Here is a 17,833-nt window from a genome sequence, read left to right on the forward strand (position 1 = left end):
CCGGGGCCGCCGCGGGCGGGCGCGGGGACACCGCCCCGCGCCCGTCAGGATCAGCCCTTGAACAGGGAGTTCACCTCGCCGTAGGAGAGGGAGCCGGAGAGCGCGCCGTAGGTGCCGCCCGAGAGCAGCTCCTCGGTGGCGCGCCGGACCACGGCGTACGCGGCCTCCGCGACCCACGAGCCGAGGCTGACCCGGGCCACGCCCAGCTCGCCCAGCGCGGCGACGCTCGGCGCGTCGGGGCCGACCAGCACGTTCAGCGGGGCGTCGATGCCGCGGGCCAGCTCGGTCACGGTCGCCGGGTCGTACACGCCGGGCACGAAGATGCCGCTGGCCCCCGCCTCCAGGTAGGCGGCGGCGCGGGCCAGGGTCTCCTCCACCCGGGCCGGACCGGGCTCGCCGAGGCCGAGGAGGTAGGTGTCCACGCGGGCGTTGATGTAGAGCGGGACGTCGAGGGCGTCCGCGGCCGCGCGGGCGGCGGCGAGGCGCTCGACCTGCTCGGCGGGGTCCCGGAAGCGGTCCTCGATGTTGACCCCGACGGCTCCGGCGGCCAGCACCCCGGCGACGGTCTGCCCGACCCCGTCGGCGTCGGCGCCGAAACCGCCCTCGATGTCGGCGGTCACCGGTACGTCGACGGCGGCGACCACGCGGGCGATCAGGTCGAGGGCGCGGTCCCGGGCCAGCAGGTCCCCGTCGGGGGAGCCGAGGGACCAGGCGACACCGGCGCTGGTGGTGGCGACGGCGGGGGACCCGGCGGCCTCGACCAGGCGGGCGCTCGCGACGTCCCAGGCGTTGGCGAGGGCGAGCGGGGCGGCGGGGGTGTGCAGGGCGTGGAAGGCGCGGACGCGGGAGAGGTCAACGGACTTAGTCATGCGGGCATTTCATCAGAAGGGGGCGGGCCGGGGCTGGCGAAAACCGGACATCTGCGTGGACCGGAGCCATGCCTCCCGGGGCCCGCGCCGACCCAGGCCCCGGACCGACCCAGGCCCCGGCCGAGCCGGCGCGGGGGGCCGCGGTCAGGGGGCCAGGCCCGTCTTGGCGCCGGCGCCGCAGAGCGGGACGACCGCCGAGCGGCCCGCGAGCGGGTCACCGGGCGCGTCCGGGCCGACCGCGGCCCAGCACGCCACGCCCGTCGGCTCGACGAAGAGCCCCCGCGCCGCCAGGTCCCGCTGGGCCGCACGGATCTGCTCCTCGGACACCGTCAGGAAGGTGCCCCCCGACTCCCGCACGGCCGCCAGGATCTGCCGGGCCCGCGGCGGGGCCGGGATCGCGATCCCCTCGGCCAGCGTCGGTACGGGGTCCGGGACCGGGGCCGTCGGTTCGCGCTCCCCGGCGGCGAAGGCCCGCGCGAGCGGAGCCATGGCCTTCGCCTGGACGGCGATCAGCGCGGGGGCCCGTACGCCCGCGCGCGCCAGCTCCCGGGTCGCCAGCGCCGCGCCGAGCAGCAGCGTGCCGTTGCCCACGGGCACCACCAGGGCCTCGGGCAGCTCGCCGCCCAGCTCCTCCCACACCTCGTACACGTACGTCTTCGTGCCGTGCAGGAAGTAGGGGTTGAAGACGTGGCTCGCGTAGAAGACGCCCGGCTCGTCGGCCGCCGCCCGCGCGGCGCGGGCCGCCGCCTCGCGCCCGCCCGGCACCACCCGGACCCGCGCCCCGTGCGCCCGCATCTGCTCGGTCTTCTTCTCCGAGGTGCCCTCGGGCACGAAGACCTCGCAGGGGAGGCCCGCCCGCGCGCTGTAGGCCGCGACGGAGGTGCCGGCGTTGCCGCTGCTGTCCGCGACCACGCGCCGCGGACCGAGCCGCCGGGCCAGCTCGGCGAGCATCACCGCGCCCCGGTCCTTGAAGGACAGGGTCGGCATCAGGAAGTCGAGTTTGGCGGAGATCCGCCCGGTCAGCGGGACCAGCGGGGTGCGCCCCTCGCCGAGGGTCACCGCGGGCGCCCCGGGCAGCGGCAGCGCGGACCCGTAGCGCCACAGCGAGTTCGGCCCGGAGCCCAGCTCGACGGCCTTCGGCGGCTGCGGCGCGAAGTCAAGGTCCCAGGGGCCCGCGCAGACGGGGCAGCACCAGGGCGCGGTGCGGACGTCGGCGCGAGTGCCGTCGTCGGGGCAGATGTAATCGGGGCAGACGTCATCGGGAAGTGCGTGCGTCATTGCGTGGGTCATGCGCGAACGGCTCCGCTCCGTCGGGTCTTCCACGGGCCCTCCCTCGGGTTCTCGGGCTCCGTCGTGGGCTCGTGCGGGGTCCGGGGGTGGCCCGTCTCCGTGACGGATCGTACGCGGGGGGTGTCCGCCGGGCGGGGGTCGCGGGGGCGAGCGGCCGGCCGACCGTTGCCCTTGCGTACTATTCGCGCAGTCGTTCGCGCAACGCCGCACCCCCCCCGCACCCCCGCATGATGGAGCAGCTCACGCCGTGAGTACCCCGCCGCAGCCCCCTCCCCCGCCCCCTCCGCCTCCCCGCGATCCGTGGGCCGCCCCGCAGACCGGGGCCCCGTACGGCTACGGCCACCCCGGCGCTCCGGCTCCGGGCGGCAGGCCTCCGCTCAACGGCTTCGCCCTGGCCGCGCTGCTGGTCGGGCTCCTCTGCTTCCCACCGCTCGGAGTGGTCTTCGGGATCGTGGCGCTGGTCCAGATCGCCGCGCGCGGGGAGCGGGGCAGGGGCCTGGCGGTCACCGGGCTCGCCGTCTCCGTGCTGATGTCGGGCGCGCTGGCGCTCGTCGCCGTGGAGCTGGTGGGTCCGGTCGGCGAGCGACTGGCCCGGGCGGCCGATCGCGGCACGGCCGGTACGGGCGGCACGGGGAGCGCCGCCCGTGACGTGGAGGGGGATCCGGCGGACCTGGAGCAGGTCCGGGCCGGGGACTGCTTCAACGTGCCGGGTGCGGACCTGCTCGCCGAGGCGCCCCTGGTCTTCAAGGTGGCGTGCACCCGCCCGCACCACGGGGAGATCACCGCGTCCTTCCTCGCGGACCCGGGCGCCTTCCCGGGCGAGGAGGCCCTCGCGGCGCGGGCCGAGGAGCGCTGCTGGCTGGCGCAGGACACCTACGCCATGGACACGTGGGCGCTGCCGGAGTTCGCGGAGATGTACTTCTTCGCGCCGAGCGAGGACGAGTGGGAGCAGGGCAGGCGCAGCGTGTTGTGCGTGCTCGGCACCACGGAGGGCGAGCAGCGCGGGAGCCTGAAGCGCGACGCGACGATGCTGACGGCCGGGCAGGCGTCCTTCCTGGGCGCCGCGAACCGGCTGGACTCCGCGCTGACGGCCGCCCCGGTGACCGACCTCAAGGGCTCGCTGCCCCAGTACCGGGCGTGGGCGGCCAAGGTGGAACCGGCGATGGCGGCCGAGGCCGCCGCGCTGCGCGAATCCACGGCCGGCGCCCCGGCCGACGCGCTGCTCAAGGAGGTCGAGGCGGCCCGCGTGCAGTGGCGGGCGGCGGCGGACGCGCAGCGGCCGGAGGACTTCCGCGCGGCGTGGAGCCGGGCGGTGGACGCGACGTCGGTCCAGACGGAGCGCACGCTGCGCGGGGCGCTCGGGCTGGCGACGAAGGTGCCGTCGTGGCTGGAGGATTCGGACGGTTCGGACACGGGCTGGCTCGACGGCGAGGGTGCCGGGTCGCAGTCGGTGTAGCCGGGGCCGTGACGTCGGGACCATGACCGCGCGACTGTAACGCAGGGTAACGGGTTTCAGTGACCTGGCTTCATCACTTCGGGTGAAACTTTGGCCCTTGCTTGCGGTGCACAACCGTAGGTTGCCAGGCTGTAGCTGTCTGTCAACCTGATGGGAGTGGCTAGTGACTTTCGGTGAGCAGCCGGCCTATCTTCGCGTCGCCGGTGACCTGCGACGGAAGATCGTCGACGGGTCCCTGCCCCCGCATGCGCGGCTCCCTTCGCAGGCCCGCATCCGCGAGGAGTACGGGGTCTCCGACACCGTCGCCCTGGAGGCCCGCAAGGTCCTCATGGCGGAGGGGCTCGTCGAGGGCCGCTCCGGTTCGGGGACCTATGTGCGGGAGCAGCCGGTGCCGCGCCGGGTGGCCCGCGCCGGGTACCGCACGACGGGGGCGTCCACCCCCTTCCGGCAGGAGCAGGCGGACTCGGGCAGCCGCGGGACCTGGGAATCCAACAGCGAACAGACCGAGGCGCCGGCCGAGGTCGCCGCACGGCTGGGCATCGAGCCGGGGGAGCGGGTGATGCGCACGCGCTACGTCTTCCGCGACGCGGGCGAGGCGATGATGCTCTCCACCTCGTGGGAGCCCCTGTCCGTGACCGGTCGCACGCCGGTGATGCTGCCGGAGGAGGGCCCGCTCGGCGGGAGCGGTGTGGTGGATCGGATGGCCGCCATCGACGTCGTCGTGGACAACGTGGTGGAGGAGGTCGGGGCCCGACCCGGGCTGGCCGAGGAGATCCTGGCGCTGGGCGGAGTGCCGGGGCACGTGGTGCTGGTGATCGGGCGGACGTACTTCGCCTCCGGCCGCGCCGTGGAGACGGCGGACGTGGTGGTCCCGGCCGACCGCTACCGCCTCGCCTACCACCTGCCGGTCCGCTAGTGCTGTGACCCCGGCGGCGGCGGTCCGGTCGGTTTGGTGTAACGCCCCGGTCATGCGCGGGCCCCGGGCGTAACCCCGGGGCAATGCGGTGAGGTGACGGGCCGTCACGTGCGGGGCCTAGCCTCGGCGCGCATGACGGACGCCACCACCACCCCTGCCACCGCCCCCGCCGATGGCCCCGCCACCGGCCCTGCCGCCACGGGCGGTGCCCCGGAGCCGGCCCGCCGCTACGCCCGGCTCGCCGCGGACGAGAGCCGCGAGGACTTCTCCCTGCGGTACGCGCCGCACTCCTACCGCCGCTGGGGTCCCGCCACGGTCGCCGGTACGGCACTCGGCGGGATCGCCTACCTCGCCGACTTCGCGATCGGCGCCTCCATCGTCTTCGCCTACGGCTTCACCAGCGGGCTCGCCGCGATCCTGACCGCGGCCGCGGTCATCTTCCTCACCGGCATCCCGATCGCCCGGGCGTGCGCGACGTACGGCCTGGACATGGACCTGGTCACCCGGGGCGCGGGCTTCGGCTACTTCGGCTCGACCCTCACGTCGCTCATCTACGCCTCGTTCACCTTCATCTTCTTCGCCCTCGAAGGCTCGATCATGGCCCAGGCCATGCACCAGGCCGTCGGACTGCCGCTGGAGATCGGGTACCTGCTCACCACCCTGATCGTCATCCCCATCGTCTTCCGCGGGATGGGCGCCCTCGCCAAGGTGCAGGCGTGGACCCAGCCCGTGTGGCTGATCGGCCTGGTGCTGCCGTTCCTCGTGCTCGGCTTCGAGCACCCGGCGGCCTTCGGCGCGTTCGCGCACTTCGGCGGGGTGCGGGGTGCAGGGTCCGGCTTCTCCTGGATCGGCTTCGGCTTCGGCACCGGCATCGCCCTGTCCCTCATCGCGCAGATCGGCGAACAGGCCGACTACCTGCGGTTCATGCCCGCCCGGACCCCGGCCACCAGCCGCCGCTGGAAGCTCGCCGTGCTCGCCGCCGGACCCGGGTGGGTGGTCATCGGCGCGGCCAAGCAGCTCGGCGGCGCCTTCCTCGCCTTCGTCGCGCTCGAAGCGGTGGGCGAGACCCGGGCCCTGGAGCCGATCGCCCCGCAGATCGAGGCGCTGCGCCCCTGGCTCGGCGGCCTCGCGCTGCCCGCCGCCGCGCTCTTCGTCATCGTGTCCCAGGTGAAGATCAACGTCACCAACGCCTACAGCGGCTCGCTGTCGTGGTCGAACTTCTTCTCCCGGATCACCCACCGGCACCCGGGTCGGGTCTGGTACATCTTCCTCAACCTGGCCATCGCGCTGACGCTGATGGAACTCGACATGTTCGCGATGCTCGGCAAACTGCTGGGCTTCTACTCCAACGTCGGCATCGCCTGGATCGCGGCGGTCGCCGCCGATCTGGTCATCAACAAGCGGCTCGGGCTGAGCCCGCCGTACATCGAGTTCAAGCGCGCGTACCTGTACGCCGTGAACCCGGCCGGCTTCGGGGCGATGGTGATCGCGTCCACCGTGTCGATCGTGGCCTTCGCCGGGGCCTTCGGGACGTACGCGCAGGCCTTCTCGACCTTCATCGCGGCCTTCCTCGCGCTCGTCCTGTGCCCCCTGATCGCCTGGGCGACCGGGGGGAAGTACTACCTGGCCCGGCCGAACACGCTGACCGGCCCGGGCGTGGAGGTCGCGGACGTCACCGCGACCCACACCTGCGGGGTCTGCGAGAGCGCGTACGAGCTCCCGGACATCGCCGACTGCCCCGTCCAGGCCGGGCCGATCTGCTCGTTGTGCTGTTCGCTGGACGCCACCTGCGGGGACGTCTGCCGCAAGGGCGCGGGGAAGGGCGCCGGGGGAGGTGCGGTCGTCCTGCCGCTGCCGACGGTGCGCCGGCTCTGAACCGGCGTGCGCGACCCTTTCGCACTCATGGCCGGATGAGTACGCCTGGGAGGTACCTCTTCGTGAAAAACCGTATCCGCTGAGTAAAGGTCGGGCGTAAGCTCGGGCATATGCGTAATGCGGTTTCCTGGGCAGGTACATCGGCGGAGGGTGGAGCGCGATGAGCGACAGCGGTGCTCTGCTCCCATGGCTGGTCATACGGCAGGACGACAACGGCAACCGCTACCGCGTGGGCCGTTACCCCACGCGCGCCGAGGCCCAGAAGGTCGTCGACAGCCTCGATGACCGCGGGCACAAGCAGCTCTACTGGGTCGAGCGGCTCGGGCAGGGCGCCACCACCGCCAACTGACGTCGCACCGGTGTGACATAGGCTCCGCCCATGACTGAACGCGTGGTCGTGGGCGGAGCCCTTTGTCGTGACGGGCGCCTGCTGGCCGCCCGACGCAGCGCCCCGCCCGAGCTGGCCGGCCGTTGGGAGCTGCCGGGCGGGAAGGCCGAACCGGGTGAATCCGTCCCCGAGGCCCTCGTGCGGGAACTGCGCGAAGAGCTGGGCGTGGAGAGCGAAGCCCTGGAGCGGATCCCGGGGGAGTGGCCCCTGAAACCCGGCCTGGTGCTGCACGTGTGGACCGCGCGCCTGGTCTCCGGCGAGCCCGCGCCGCTGGAGGACCACGACGAGCTGCGCTGGCTCGGGCCGGACGAGTTGGACTCCGTGGACTGGCTCGACCAGGACCGCCCCGCCGTCGCCGAAGCCGGTCGGCGGTTGCGCGCGCAGTAGGTCGTCCCCTTCGGATCGGGTCGCCCCGGGTGGTGCTCGGCCGGCGCGCGCCGGGGTCAACGGCGCGTCACCGGGGCGCGGCAGCTGGAGCGGGGTCGGTGGAGGGGCGCGGGGGCGCGTACGGCTCACGGTGTAGGCCAGGTGCACCACAGTGCGCCGGTGCCTGGGGGGTCGGATGGTACGACGCCGTGAATATCGGGTATGTCGCTATTAGTCCCTATCTCGTCCCTCCTCGTCGCTGACGAACCGGACTGGGGTCCGCTGCTGGCCCGGGAAGTGATCGGCGTGATCGACACAGATGGTGAATGTGCCGAATGGGACTTCCCTGCCGAGCCCGGCGCCGTCCGCACCGCCCGCCACGCCGTGCGCGGCAAGCTCCGCGCCTGGGGTCTGGAGGCGGTGTGCGACGTCACCGTCCTGCTGGTCAGCGAGCTGGTCACCAACTCGCTGCGGTACGCCTCCGGCCCGATCGGGGTCCGATTGGTACGGCGCGATTCCGCCACCGCCCAACCCGCGGCGGGTCCCGCCCTCCTCGTGGAGGTCTCTGATCCGCTTCCGGATCCGCCGCGCGAGCGGGTCGCCGCACCCGACGACGAGGGCGGTCGCGGGCTGCACCTGGTGGCGGTTTCGGCGCAGCGGTGGGGGACCCGGCACGGGAAGTCGGGCAAGACAGTGTGGTTCGAATTGGCCCTACCTGGTGAGTAACAAGGAGAAGGGTCTCTGACGATCATCGGGTGTGGCTCGAAATGAACGAGACCGTGCTGTGATCGTGAACGCCGTGCCGAGCGTGCCCGTGGTGCTGAATACTGCGGTCATGGCCGGTCCGGTTGCGGTGAGCTGGAGGGGACGGTCGCGTGAGCGAAATACCTGCGCAGGCACATCAGGCCCATGTGTCAGGGGAGGCGTGGAACGACTCCTTGTGGCACAGCAGCCCGCCTGGCTCGATATATGACTATATAAAGGTCGCATCCTTCTCGATCGGGCCCGACGGCCTCATCGACCAGTGGAGCCTGCGCGCCGAGGAACTCTTCGGGCTGAGCGCCGCCGAAGCGGTGGGCCGCGATCCGGTCGATGCCTTCATGCCCCCGGAACTCCGCCCCGGCGCGCACCGCAGGGTCGCCGAGATCCTCGACGGCAAGGAGTGGACCGGCTTGATCCCGTTCCGCATCCCCGACGGGGACGGCGAACACGGCGTGGCCGAGATCTACGTGATGCCCACCCAGACCGAGACCGCCGAGCGGGCCGCGCTCTGCGTCGTGGTCGACGTACGCGCGCTGCGCCGGATCGAATCCGACCTGGCGGCCTCTCAGGCGATATTCGGTCAATCTCCCTTCGGCTTCCTGCTCTTTGGTACGGACCTCACCGTGCAGCGCGCCAACCGCCGCTTCGCCACCGTCTTCGGGGGCGGGGTGGAGGAGCACCGGGGCCGCACCGTCCACGACTACCTGCCCCCGCACGAGGCCGACCGGATGGCCGAGGCGCTGCGCCGCGTCCTGGAAACCGGCGATTCGGTCACCGACCTGCGCATCACCGGCGCGGCCCCCGGCAGCCGCGACAACCGGCACTGGTCCATCAACCTCTACCGGGTGCACGGCGGCAACGGCCTGCCCATCGGCGTCGCGGGCCTGGGCACCGACGTCACCCGCCGCCACCTCGCCGCCCGCGAAGCCGCGGGCGTGCGCCGCAACCTCGCCCTCCTCAACGAAGCGGGCCACCGGATCGGGAACTCCCTCGACCTGGAGACCACCGCCCGCGAACTCCTCGACGTCACCGTCCCCGGCTTCTGCGACCTGGCCGCCGTGGACCTCTACCAAGGGCTCCTGCTCGGCGACGACGACCGCGACCGCCCCGCCCGGCCGCACGGACCCGGGGTCCCCTCGCTCCCCGGGGGCGGTCCCGGGCGCGCGCCCTCCGCACCGCTGCGCCGGGTCGCCTTCGCCTCCGCCGTCTCCGACGCACCGCTGTCCGGGCCCGGCCCCGGCGCACTGGTCGCCGTGGGCGAGGTCCACCGCTACCCGCCCGGCTCGCCCGGCACCCTGGCGCTGCGCACCGCCCGGACGCGGCTGCTGGAGGGCGCCGCGGCCGAGGACCTGATCCAGTCCACCCTCGTCGTACCGCTCGTCGCGCACGACACGGTGGTCGGCCTGGCCCAGTTCTCCCGGACGAAGGGCAGCGAGCCCTTCGGCGAGCGGGACCGGGCCGTCGCCGTCGAGCTCGCCGCGCGGGCCGCCGTGTGCATCGACAACGCGCGGCTCTACCGGCGCGAACACGAACGCGCGCTGATACTCCAGCGCAGCCTGCTGCCCCCCGGCGATCCGGCCGCGGCGGGCCTCGACATCGCCTGCCGCTACCTGCCCGGCAACGCGGCGACCGAGGTCGGCGGCGACTGGTTCGACGTCATCGAGCTGCCCGGGCACCGCACCGCGCTCGTCGTCGGTGACGTGATGGGCCGCGGCCTGCGGGCCGCCGTGGCCATGGGCGAACTGCGCACGGCCGTACGGACCCTGGCCCTGCTCGACCTCGAACCGGCCGAAGTGCTCACGGCCCTGGACGAGGTGGCCCGGGGCCTCGGCACCCCCGGCGGTTCGCAGCAGGCCTCGCGGGCGGCCCTGCAGTCCCGCGACGCCGACCGGAACGACCTGTCGGAGGTCTACCTCGCGACCTGCGTCTACGCCGTCTACGACCCGGTGACCAGGCGCTGCACCATAGCCAACGCGGGCCACATGCCGCCCGTGCTGGTCGAACCCGCCGAACCCGGGGGCCCGCCCCGGCCCGCGCTGCTGCTGGAGGTGCCGCCCGGCATGCCGCTCGGGGTCGGCGGCGAACCCTTCGAGGAGGTCGAGGTGGACCTTCCCGAAGGCGCACTGCTCGCCCTGTACACCGACGGGCTCGTCGAATCCCGCGACCACCCGCTGGAGGAGGGCCTGCGCGGGCTGCGGGAGGCCCTGGCCGATCCGGTGCGGCCGCTGGAGGACGTCTGCGACCACGTCCTCTCCTCGCTGCACACCCGGCACGGCGAGGACGACATCGCCCTGCTGCTGGCCCGGGTCCAGGGGCTGCCGATCGACGCGGTCGGCGACTGGCAACTGCCGCGCGAGGCCCGATCGGTGGGCCGGGCGCGCGAGCTGGCCCGGGCGAAGCTGCCCGCGTGGGGCCTGGAGGGGCTGCTCGACACGACCGAACTGCTGGTCAGCGAGCTGGTGACGAACGCGCTGCGGTACGGGGAGGGCGAGATCAGGCTGCGGCTGCTGTTGGACCGGACCCTGGTGTGCGAGGTGTGGGACGGGAACCTGGTGCAGCCCCGGCGGCGGCGGGCCCGGGACACGGACGAGGGCGGGCGCGGGCTGCAACTGGTCGGGCTGCTGTCGGCCGGATGGGGCACGCGGCGCACGCACCGGGGGAAGACGGTGTGGTTCGAGCTGCCGTTGCCGGGGGTGGCGGGGGAGGCGGTCGCCGAGCTGTCGGCGGAGCAGCTGCTCAGCATGTACGGGTAGTTCCGGGGGCGGGCGGGGTGGTCCGGGGCGGAGGCGGGTGGGTCCGTGCGGACCGCTCCCGGGGCTCCGCCCCGGACCCCGCGCCTCAAACGCCGGCGGGGCTGGATTTGCCCCCGCCGGCCTTCAGGGCCGCGAGCCGGGCTTCGACCTCTGCGTTCTTGTCGAGGTCGTCCAGGGTTTCGAACTGGGCGTCCAGGGTGGAGGCGGCCAGTTCCTGTTTGCCGAGGGCCATCGCCTCCTCGCGGCGGACCTTGTCCTCGAAGCGGTTCAGATCGCTCGTCGGGTCCATCACGTCGATGTTCTTCACCGCGTCCATCATCGTGTTCTGCGCCTGCGCCGTCTTCGCGCGCGCCACCAGTTCGTCGCGCTTCGCCTGGAGCTCGGTCAGCTTCGTCTTCATCGAGTTCAGCCCGGACTTGAGCTTCTCGACGACCTCCGTCTGCGCCGCGATCGTCGGCTCCGCCGTCTTCGCCTCCTTCTCCGACTGGAGCTGGCGGCCCAGCGCGACCTTCGCCAGGTTGTCGAACTTGTCCGCGTCCGTCGGCGTGCCCGGAGTCCCCGCCGTCCGCAGCTCGTCGGCCTTGCGGCTGGCCGCCAGGGCCTTGGCGCCCCACTCGGCCGCCGCGTTCACGTCCTCCGTGTGGTCCGCCTCCAGCATCCGCAGGTTGCCGATCGTGGTGGCGACGGCCTGCTCCGCCTCGGAGATGTTGTTCGTGTAGTCCCGGATCAGCTGGTCCAGCATCTTCTGCGGGTCTTCCGCCTGGTCCAGCAGCGCGTTGATGTTGGCCTTCGCGAGCTGGGTGACGCGGCCGAGGATGGTCTGCTTGCTCATGGGTGCCTACTCCTAGTGGGAAGGGGTGTCGGTGACGTCAGAAGCGGCCGCCACCGCCCATCCGGCCGCGGGTGCCGCCGCCGCCGAAGGAGCCCGGACCGCGGCCGCCGCCCCCGAAGCCGCCACCGCCACCGCCGCCGAAGCCGCCGTACCCGCCCCCGCGGCCGCCGCGGCTGCCGCCGCCGAGGATCTCGCCGAGGATGATCCCGCCCAGCACCGCGCCGCCCATGCCGCCCTGCTGCGAGCGGCGGCCGCCGTACGGGTCCTGGTACGCCCGCACGTCCGCCTCCGCCAGCTGCTGCGCCTGCCGGGCGAGCGAGTCCGCCTGCTGCGCCTCCGCCAGCGCGGCCGCCGGGTCCGAGCCCGTCACCGCGAGCGAGCGCTCCAGGTGCCGCTGGGCCTCCGCCAGCCGGGTGCGGGCCTGGCTGCCGACGGCTCCGCGGCTGGTGGTGACGTAGTCCGCGGCCGCGCCGATCGCGCTGCGGGCCGACAGCAGGGCCTGGTCCAGCAGGGCCGCGGCCCGCCCGCGGCCCGACTCGCGCTCCCGGGCTCCGGCGAGCGCCTCGTCCAGGGCCGCGTCGGCCTCCTCGATCCGGCGCAGGGCGTCGATCGGGTCGTAGCGGCCCGCGCCCTGCTCCGCCCGTACGTCGGTCAGTACGGACTCCGCCCGGCCGATCCGGCCCCGCAGGTCCGCCGTGGAGACGCCCTCGGCGGTTCCCGTCAGCAGCCCGCGGGCGTCCGCGAGGTCGGTCTCGGTCTCGTTCAGGGCGCCGGTCAGCTTGCCCGCCGCCTCGGCCAGCTCCTGCGCGCGCCGCTCCACCGCGTCCACCAGGGTGGCCGCCTGGTCGACGGCGCCCTCGGCCGCCCGCACGTGCACGGCCGCCTTGCCGTTGTCCCCGCCGTCGACGGCGGCGCGCGCTTCGCCGAGGTTCGTGGTGGCGAACAGCAGTCGGTCCTTGGCCTGTTCGGCGTTGGAGGCCACGGGGGCGGACGCGGAATCGGCGTACCGCCGGGCCAGCGCGGTCAAGGTCGCCTCGGCCGTCGAGGTCCGGCCGGTCAGCGCGCGGAAGTGCGCCTGTACGGTCTCCAGCGCCTGCGGGGCGTTCTTCTCCAGGGCGCGCAGCCGGTCGAAGTCGGCCGATTCGGCGTCGAGGCGCCGGCCGGCCTCGGTGCAGCGCGCCACGATCTCGTCCAGCATCCGGCGCCGGGTCGCGTCGTCCTCGGGATAGGCGTCGTCGAGCTGCTGGCGCAGCCGGAAGGCGTGCGTCAGCTCGTCCTTGGCGTAGGCCACGGCCGCGGTGAAGGGCCCCACCGCCGCCTCGCCGAACTGGGCCGAGGCGAAACCGAGTTCCTCGGTGCTGGTGCGGACCGCGTCGTCGGCCTCCACCAGCAGCGACCTGGCCTCGGCGTCGAGTTCGGCGAGCGGGAGCCGGGGCGGGCCCTGCTCGCCCCAGCCCGAGCGGGTCGTCGTACCGCGGTCGGTCGGGCCCTTGCGCTTGCGGCGGCTGTAGGCGTAGGCGCCGAGCGCCCCCGCGGCGCCGACCGCGATCACGGGGAGGACGAAGTCACCGGCCCCGCTCTCGCCGCCCGCCCGGTCCCCACCGGGATCGGCCACGCCCGGGGTGATCGCGGGCACCGGTACCGGACGCCCCGCGAGCACGGCGTCGTAGCCGTTGGCGGCGCCGATCGCCGCGCCCGCCCAGTCGTTCTCCTTCAGGGCGGGCTCGATGGCGGTACGGGCGACGGACGCCAGCTGTTCCTTGGTGAAGCCGGAGTCGACATCGGCCGAGTAGGCGTACTGCCGGGCCCCGGTCGCGACGGCGAGCAGGACGTCGTTCTGCCCGAGGCCGCTGCGCTGCGCGGTGGCATCGGCCCAGCTCTGGGCGGAGCGTCCGGAGAAGTCGCGGACGTACGCCACGAACAGCTGGATGCGCTGGTCGGCGTACAGCTTGTCGAGGGCGGCGGCCACGGCGGGCTCGCGGTCGCCCAGGGCGCCCACCCGGTCGGTGATCTGCCCCTGCTGCGACAGGGTGACGGGATCGTCGGCCCGGGCCGACGGGGCCCCGGCCGCGCCCTGGCCGCCGAGCGCGAGCAGCGCGGCGGCCAGGGCGAGCGCGGCCCGCAGGGATATCCGGGAGGTGGCGCTCGGCTTCGTCCTGCTTCTCGGCGGGATCACATTTGGGAGGTTATGGGGGGTTTCACGCCCCCGCACCCCGAGCACCCCCCCCGGACCCCGAGCGCCCCCGCACCCCGAGCACCCGCCCCCGAGGTCAGTCCTTGCGGCGGCCGATCTTCGAGCCCAGCCAGACCAACGGGTCGTACTTGCGGTCGACCGCCCGCTCCTTCAGCGGGATCAGTGCGTTGTCGGTGATCTTGATGCCCTCGGGGCAGACCTCCGAACAGCACTTGGTGATGTTGCAGTAGCCCAGCCCGTGCTCCTCCTGGGCCGTCCGTTTGCGGTCCAGGCCCTGCTCGGCGGCCGCGTCCAGCGGGTGCATGTCCAGCTCCGCCACCCGCATCAGGAACCGCGGCCCCGCGAAGGCGGCCTTGTTCTCCTCGTGGTCGCGCACCACGTGACAGGTGTCCTGGCACAGGAAGCACTCGATGCACTTGCGGAACTCCTGCGAGCGCTCCACGTCCACCTGCTGCATCCGGTACTCGCCCGGCGCCACCCCCTCGGGCGGTACGAAGGCCGGGACCTCCCGCGCCTTCGCGTAGTTGAAGGACACGTCCGTCACCAGGTCCCGGACCACCGGGAACGCCCGCAGCGGGGTGACCGTGATCGTCTCCTCGGGGGAGAAGGTCGACATGCGGGTCATGCACATCAGCCGCGGCCGCCCGTTGACCTCCGCGCTGCACGATCCGCACTTGCCCGCCTTGCAGTTCCACCGGACCGCGAGGTCGCCGGCCTGGGTGGCCTGGAGCCGGTGGACGATGTCGAGGACCACCTCGCCCTCGTTCACCTCGACGGTGAAGTCCCGCAGTTCACCGCCCTCGGCGTCGCCCCGCCAGATCCGGAACGCGGCGTCGTAGCTACTCACTCGTAGAGCTCCTCTTCGGCGAGGTACTTGACCAGCTCTTCCTTCTCGAAGAGCGCGAGCAGGTCCGGGCGGACGGGCTCGGTCCGGGTGTGTTCCAGGGCGATCCGGTCGGCCGCCGGGCCGGCGGGGTCCGCCGGGTCCACTGGCACCGGTCGGCAGAGCAGGTTCACCGGGCGCCAGGCCCGTTCCATGGCCGGGTAGTCCTCCCGGGTGTGGCCGCCGCGGCTCTCGGTGCGCTCCAGGGCGGCCCGGGCCACGCACTCGCTGACCAGCAGCATGTTGCGCAGGTCCAGGGCCAGGTGCCAGCCCGGGTTGAACTGGCGGTGCCCCTCCACCCCGGCGCGGGCGGCCCGTGCGCGCAGTCCCGCCAGCCGCTCCAGCGCCTCGGCCATCTCGCCCGCGCGCCGGATGATGCCGACCAGGTCGTTCATCGCCTGCTGGAGCTCCTGGTGGAGGGTGTACGGGTTCTCCGCGCCGTCCTCGGCGTGGAAGGGGGCCAGCGCCTCCTCGGCCGCCGCGTCGACCTCCCGCTGCGGGGCGACCGGCGGGGCGGCGGCCAGACCCGCGGCGTGCTCGGCCGCGTGCAGTCCCGCCCTACGGCCGAAGACCAGCAGGTCGGACAGGGAGTTCCCGCCCAGCCGGTTCGAACCGTGCATCCCGCCCGCGACCTCGCCCGCCGCGAAGAGCCCGGGCACCCCGAGGGTCGCCGCCGTCTCCGAGTCGACCGCGATCCCGCCCATCACGTAGTGGCAGGTCGGGCCGACCTCCATCGGCTCCGCCGTGATGTCCACGTCCGCCAGCTCCTTGAACTGGTGGTACATCGACGGCAGTCGCCGCCGGATCCGCTCGGCGGGCATCCGGGTGGACACGTCCAGGAAGACCCCGCCGTGCGGGGAGCCGCGGCCCGCCTTCACCTCGGAGTTGATCGCGCGGGCGACCTCGTCGCGGGGGAGCAGCTCGGGCGGGCGCCGGTTGTGGTCCGGGTCCTCGTACCAGCGGTCGCCCTCCGCCTCCGACTCGGCGTACTTCTCCTTGAAGACGTCCGGGACGTAGTCGAACATGAACCGCTTGCCCTCGCTGTTGCGCAGCACCCCGCCGTCACCGCGCACCGATTCGGTGACGAGGATGCCCTTGACCGAGGGCGGCCAGACCATGCCGGTCGGGTGGAACTGCACGAACTCCATGTTCAGCAGCGGCGCCCCGGCCAGCAGGGCCAGCGCGTGGCCGTCGCCGGTGTACTCCCAGGAGTTCGAGGTGGTCTTGAAGGACTTCCCGATCCCGCCCGTGGCCAGCACCACCGCGGGTGCCTCCAGGACGAAGAAGCGGCCGGACTCGCGCTCGTAGCAGAAGACCCCGGCGACCCGCCCGCCGTCGCCCCGACCGTGGTCCTTCAGGACGCGGGTGACGGTGCACTCCTGGAAGACCTTGAGCCGGGCCTCGTGGTCCCCGTACTCCTTGAAGTCCTCCTGCTGGAGCTGGACGATCTTCTGCTGGAGGGTCCGGATGAGCTCCAGTCCGGTCCGGTCGCCCACGTGCGCGAGGCGCGGGTACTCGTGGCCGCCGAAGTTGCGCTGGGAGATCCGCCCGTCGGGCGTCCGGTCGAAGAGCGCCCCCCAGGTCTCCAGCTCCCAGACCCGGTCGGGGGCCTCCTTGGCGTGCAGCTCCGCCATCCGCCACTGGTTCAGGAACTTCCCGCCGCGCATCGTGTCGCGGAAGTGCACCTGCCAGTTGTCGCCCTCGTTGACGTTGCCCATGGAGGCGGCGATGCCGCCCTCGGCCATCACGGTGTGGGCCTTGCCGAAGAGGGACTTGCAGATCACGGCGGTACGGGCGCCCCGCTCGCGGGCCTCGATCGCGGCCCGCAGCCCGGCGCCGCCCGCGCCGACCACGACCACGTCCCACTGCTGCCGGTCGACTTGAGCCATGTCAGAAGATCCTCGGGTCGTCGAGCGCACCGCTGGCCAGCAGGTACACGTAGAAGTCGCAGAGCGCGACGCTGATCAGGGAGGCCCAGGCCAGCTGCATGTGACGGGAGTTGAGCCTGCTCACCCACCCCCACAGCCGGTAGCGCACCGGGTGCTTGGAGAAGTGCTTGAGCTTGCCGCCCATGATGTGCCGGCAGGAGTGGCAGGACAGCGTGTAGGCCCAGATCAGCGCGATGTTGACGAGGAACAGCAGCGAGCCGAGGCCCATGTGGCCCCAGGCGTAGTGCGCGTCGCGGAAGGTCAGCACGGTGTCGTAGGTCAGGATGCCCGCGACCGGCAGCGCCGCGTAGAAGAAGTAGCGGTGCATGTTCTGGAAGACCAGCGGGAAGCGGGTCTCCCCCGAGTACTTCGCGTGCGGCTCGGCGACCGCGCAGGCCGGGGGCGAGGCCCAAAAACCCCGGTAGTAGGCCTTGCGGTAGTAGTAGCAGGTGAGCCGGAAGCCGAGCGGGAAGACCAGCACCAGCAGCGCGGGGGACAGGCCCCACCAGCTGCCGAAGAGGTCCCAGTTGGGCCCGTCGCGCATCTCCCGGCAGTTCTCCGCGAGGCACGGGGAGTAGAAGGGCGAGACGTAGGGGGCCGCGTAGTAGTCGGCGTTGGAGAAGGCCCGCCAGGTCGAATAGACGATGAAGGCGAGCAACCCGGCCGCGGTGCCGGCGGGGGCCAGCCACCACCGGTCGGTGCGCAGGTGCCGGGCGGCGATCGCGGCGCGGGAGGCGCCGTGCACGCCGGTCAGGGGTCGGGGTGGTTCCGTGCCTGTGGCCAAAGGGGACTCCGGGAGGAGTGGAGGGGTGGCCCAGGAGACCCGGCCGTCGGGTGGCGGCGGGGCCTGATGGGGAGTGCCGGGCGAAACCGGCCGTCGCGTGCCGTGTGTCGTGCTCCGTGCTCCGTGTGCTGCGTGGCGTGCGGTGCGGGCCGTGCGCGTGCGGTGCCGTACGGCTCAGGGCGCCCGGCGGTCGCGGGCGCCGAGGCCCTCGTCGTCGGAATCCGTCCACAGCGTGCTGTCGTACGGGGTGTCCGGGACGAAGACCGTCTCCTCCCCGCCCGGGGGTCCCGCGGTCGCGGGCGCCTGGCGCGCGACGTCCCGCTCCAGTCGCTCGACCGAGCGGACCAGCTCGTTCAGATTGCGTCGTACGGCGGTCAAATCGTCCTGCAGGGACATGACTTGCCCTCACTTCCGCAGGTTGCGGTGGCAACGCTCATGTGCGCCTGCGAGTGTCGCGCCTGAGGGCGCCGGTTGTGAAGGGACGTGACGGTATTGCGGGCGCGCAGGCCGGAACCGTGCGCCCCCGGTCCGCCGCCC

At 73.3% G+C, this 17,833-nt stretch carries 15 protein-coding genes; 7 read left to right on the plus strand and 8 right to left on the minus strand.

Annotated elements, in window-relative coordinates; translation table 11 throughout:
* Positions 1-50: 50 nt before the first annotated feature.
* Positions 51-869: an isocitrate lyase/phosphoenolpyruvate mutase family protein gene (locus ACIQWR_RS01230; RefSeq protein ID WP_404004033.1), complete on the minus strand. Its 819-nt coding sequence runs from the start codon at positions 867-869 to the stop codon at positions 51-53.
* A gap of 144 nt (positions 870-1,013) precedes the next feature.
* Positions 1,014-2,147, minus strand: a complete 1,134-nt coding sequence (locus ACIQWR_RS01235) for a pyridoxal-phosphate dependent enzyme (protein WP_404005011.1) — start codon at positions 2,145-2,147, stop codon at positions 1,014-1,016.
* Positions 2,148-2,406: 259 nt separating this feature from the next.
* On the opposite strand from ACIQWR_RS01235, the gene ACIQWR_RS01240 reads away from it, so the two are divergent.
* The 7 genes from ACIQWR_RS01240 (at position 2,407) to ACIQWR_RS01270 (ending at position 10,675) form a co-directional block, all read left to right on the plus strand.
* Positions 2,407-3,615, plus strand: coding sequence for a DUF4190 domain-containing protein (locus tag ACIQWR_RS01240; protein WP_404004035.1), 1,209 nt, complete (start codon positions 2,407-2,409; stop codon positions 3,613-3,615).
* 163 nt (positions 3,616-3,778) lie between these two features.
* Positions 3,779-4,531, plus strand: coding sequence for a GntR family transcriptional regulator (locus ACIQWR_RS01245; protein WP_404004038.1), 753 nt, complete (start codon positions 3,779-3,781; stop codon positions 4,529-4,531).
* A 132-nt stretch (positions 4,532-4,663) separates the two neighbouring features.
* Positions 4,664-6,406, plus strand: coding sequence for a purine-cytosine permease family protein (locus tag ACIQWR_RS01250; protein ID WP_404004040.1), 1,743 nt, complete (start codon positions 4,664-4,666; stop codon positions 6,404-6,406).
* 160 nt (positions 6,407-6,566) lie between these two features.
* Positions 6,567-6,755, plus strand: coding sequence for an SPOR domain-containing protein (locus ACIQWR_RS01255; protein ID WP_399259878.1), 189 nt, complete (start codon positions 6,567-6,569; stop codon positions 6,753-6,755).
* 30 nt (positions 6,756-6,785) lie between these two features.
* Positions 6,786-7,181 carry a (deoxy)nucleoside triphosphate pyrophosphohydrolase gene (locus tag ACIQWR_RS01260; RefSeq protein ID WP_399259880.1) on the plus strand — a complete coding sequence of 132 codons (396 nt, stop codon included), beginning with the start codon at positions 6,786-6,788 and terminating at the stop codon, positions 7,179-7,181.
* A 276-nt stretch (positions 7,182-7,457) separates the two neighbouring features.
* Positions 7,458-7,886: an ATP-binding protein gene (locus ACIQWR_RS01265; protein ID WP_399260146.1), complete on the plus strand. Its 429-nt coding sequence runs from the start codon at positions 7,458-7,460 to the stop codon at positions 7,884-7,886.
* A 149-nt stretch (positions 7,887-8,035) separates the two neighbouring features.
* A complete protein-coding gene (locus ACIQWR_RS01270) occupies positions 8,036-10,675 on the plus strand; it encodes a SpoIIE family protein phosphatase (protein WP_404004042.1) in 2,640 nt (879 codons plus the stop codon).
* Positions 10,676-10,760: 85 nt separating this feature from the next.
* Here ACIQWR_RS01270 and ACIQWR_RS01275 read toward each other — a convergent pair whose 3' ends face one another.
* The 6 genes from ACIQWR_RS01275 to ACIQWR_RS01300 all read right to left on the minus strand — a co-directional run bounded on the left by ACIQWR_RS01275 (position 10,761) and on the right by ACIQWR_RS01300 (position 17,692).
* Positions 10,761-11,507 carry a PspA/IM30 family protein gene (locus ACIQWR_RS01275; protein ID WP_404004044.1) on the minus strand — a complete coding sequence of 249 codons (747 nt, stop codon included), beginning with the start codon at positions 11,505-11,507 and terminating at the stop codon, positions 10,761-10,763.
* 37 nt (positions 11,508-11,544) lie between these two features.
* Positions 11,545-13,638 carry a TPM domain-containing protein gene (locus ACIQWR_RS01280; protein WP_404005012.1) on the minus strand — a complete coding sequence of 698 codons (2,094 nt, stop codon included), beginning with the start codon at positions 13,636-13,638 and terminating at the stop codon, positions 11,545-11,547.
* A gap of 139 nt (positions 13,639-13,777) precedes the next feature.
* A complete protein-coding gene (locus ACIQWR_RS01285) occupies positions 13,778-14,548 on the minus strand; it encodes a succinate dehydrogenase/fumarate reductase iron-sulfur subunit (protein ID WP_404004046.1) in 771 nt (256 codons plus the stop codon).
* Positions 14,545-16,473, minus strand: a complete 1,929-nt coding sequence (locus ACIQWR_RS01290) for a fumarate reductase/succinate dehydrogenase flavoprotein subunit (protein WP_404004047.1) — start codon at positions 16,471-16,473, stop codon at positions 14,545-14,547. The genes ACIQWR_RS01285 and ACIQWR_RS01290 overlap by 4 nt, the downstream gene beginning before the upstream one ends.
* A 1-nt stretch (position 16,474) precedes the next feature.
* The gene (locus ACIQWR_RS01295; RefSeq protein ID WP_354379631.1) at positions 16,475-17,296 is read right to left on the minus strand and encodes a hypothetical protein; all 822 of its coding nucleotides are present in this window, start codon (positions 17,294-17,296) and stop codon (positions 16,475-16,477) included.
* A gap of 174 nt (positions 17,297-17,470) precedes the next feature.
* The gene (locus ACIQWR_RS01300) at positions 17,471-17,692 is read right to left on the minus strand and encodes a hypothetical protein (RefSeq protein WP_404004049.1); all 222 of its coding nucleotides are present in this window, start codon (positions 17,690-17,692) and stop codon (positions 17,471-17,473) included.
* Positions 17,693-17,833 lie beyond the last annotated feature (141 nt).

Source organism: Streptomyces sp. NPDC098789 (assembly GCF_044759975.1).
Classification (GTDB): Bacteria; Actinomycetota; Actinomycetes; order Streptomycetales; family Streptomycetaceae; genus Streptomyces.

Coding starts and splice junctions, on each gene's coding strand:
- ACIQWR_RS01230 (WP_404004033.1), bottom strand. CDS start 869: ATGACTAAGTCCGTTGACCTCTCCCGCGTCCGCGCCTTCCACGCCCTG.
- ACIQWR_RS01235 (WP_404005011.1), bottom strand. CDS start 2,147: ATGACGCACGCACTTCCCGATGACGTCTGCCCCGATTACATCTGCCCC.
- ACIQWR_RS01250 (WP_404004040.1), top strand. CDS start 4,664: ATGACGGACGCCACCACCACCCCTGCCACCGCCCCCGCCGATGGCCCC.
- ACIQWR_RS01255 (WP_399259878.1), top strand. CDS start 6,567: ATGAGCGACAGCGGTGCTCTGCTCCCATGGCTGGTCATACGGCAGGAC.
- ACIQWR_RS01260 (WP_399259880.1), top strand. CDS start 6,786: ATGACTGAACGCGTGGTCGTGGGCGGAGCCCTTTGTCGTGACGGGCGC.
- ACIQWR_RS01275 (WP_404004044.1), bottom strand. CDS start 11,507: ATGAGCAAGCAGACCATCCTCGGCCGCGTCACCCAGCTCGCGAAGGCC.
- ACIQWR_RS01290 (WP_404004047.1), bottom strand. CDS start 16,473: ATGGCTCAAGTCGACCGGCAGCAGTGGGACGTGGTCGTGGTCGGCGCG.
- ACIQWR_RS01300 (WP_404004049.1), bottom strand. CDS start 17,692: ATGTCCCTGCAGGACGATTTGACCGCCGTACGACGCAATCTGAACGAG.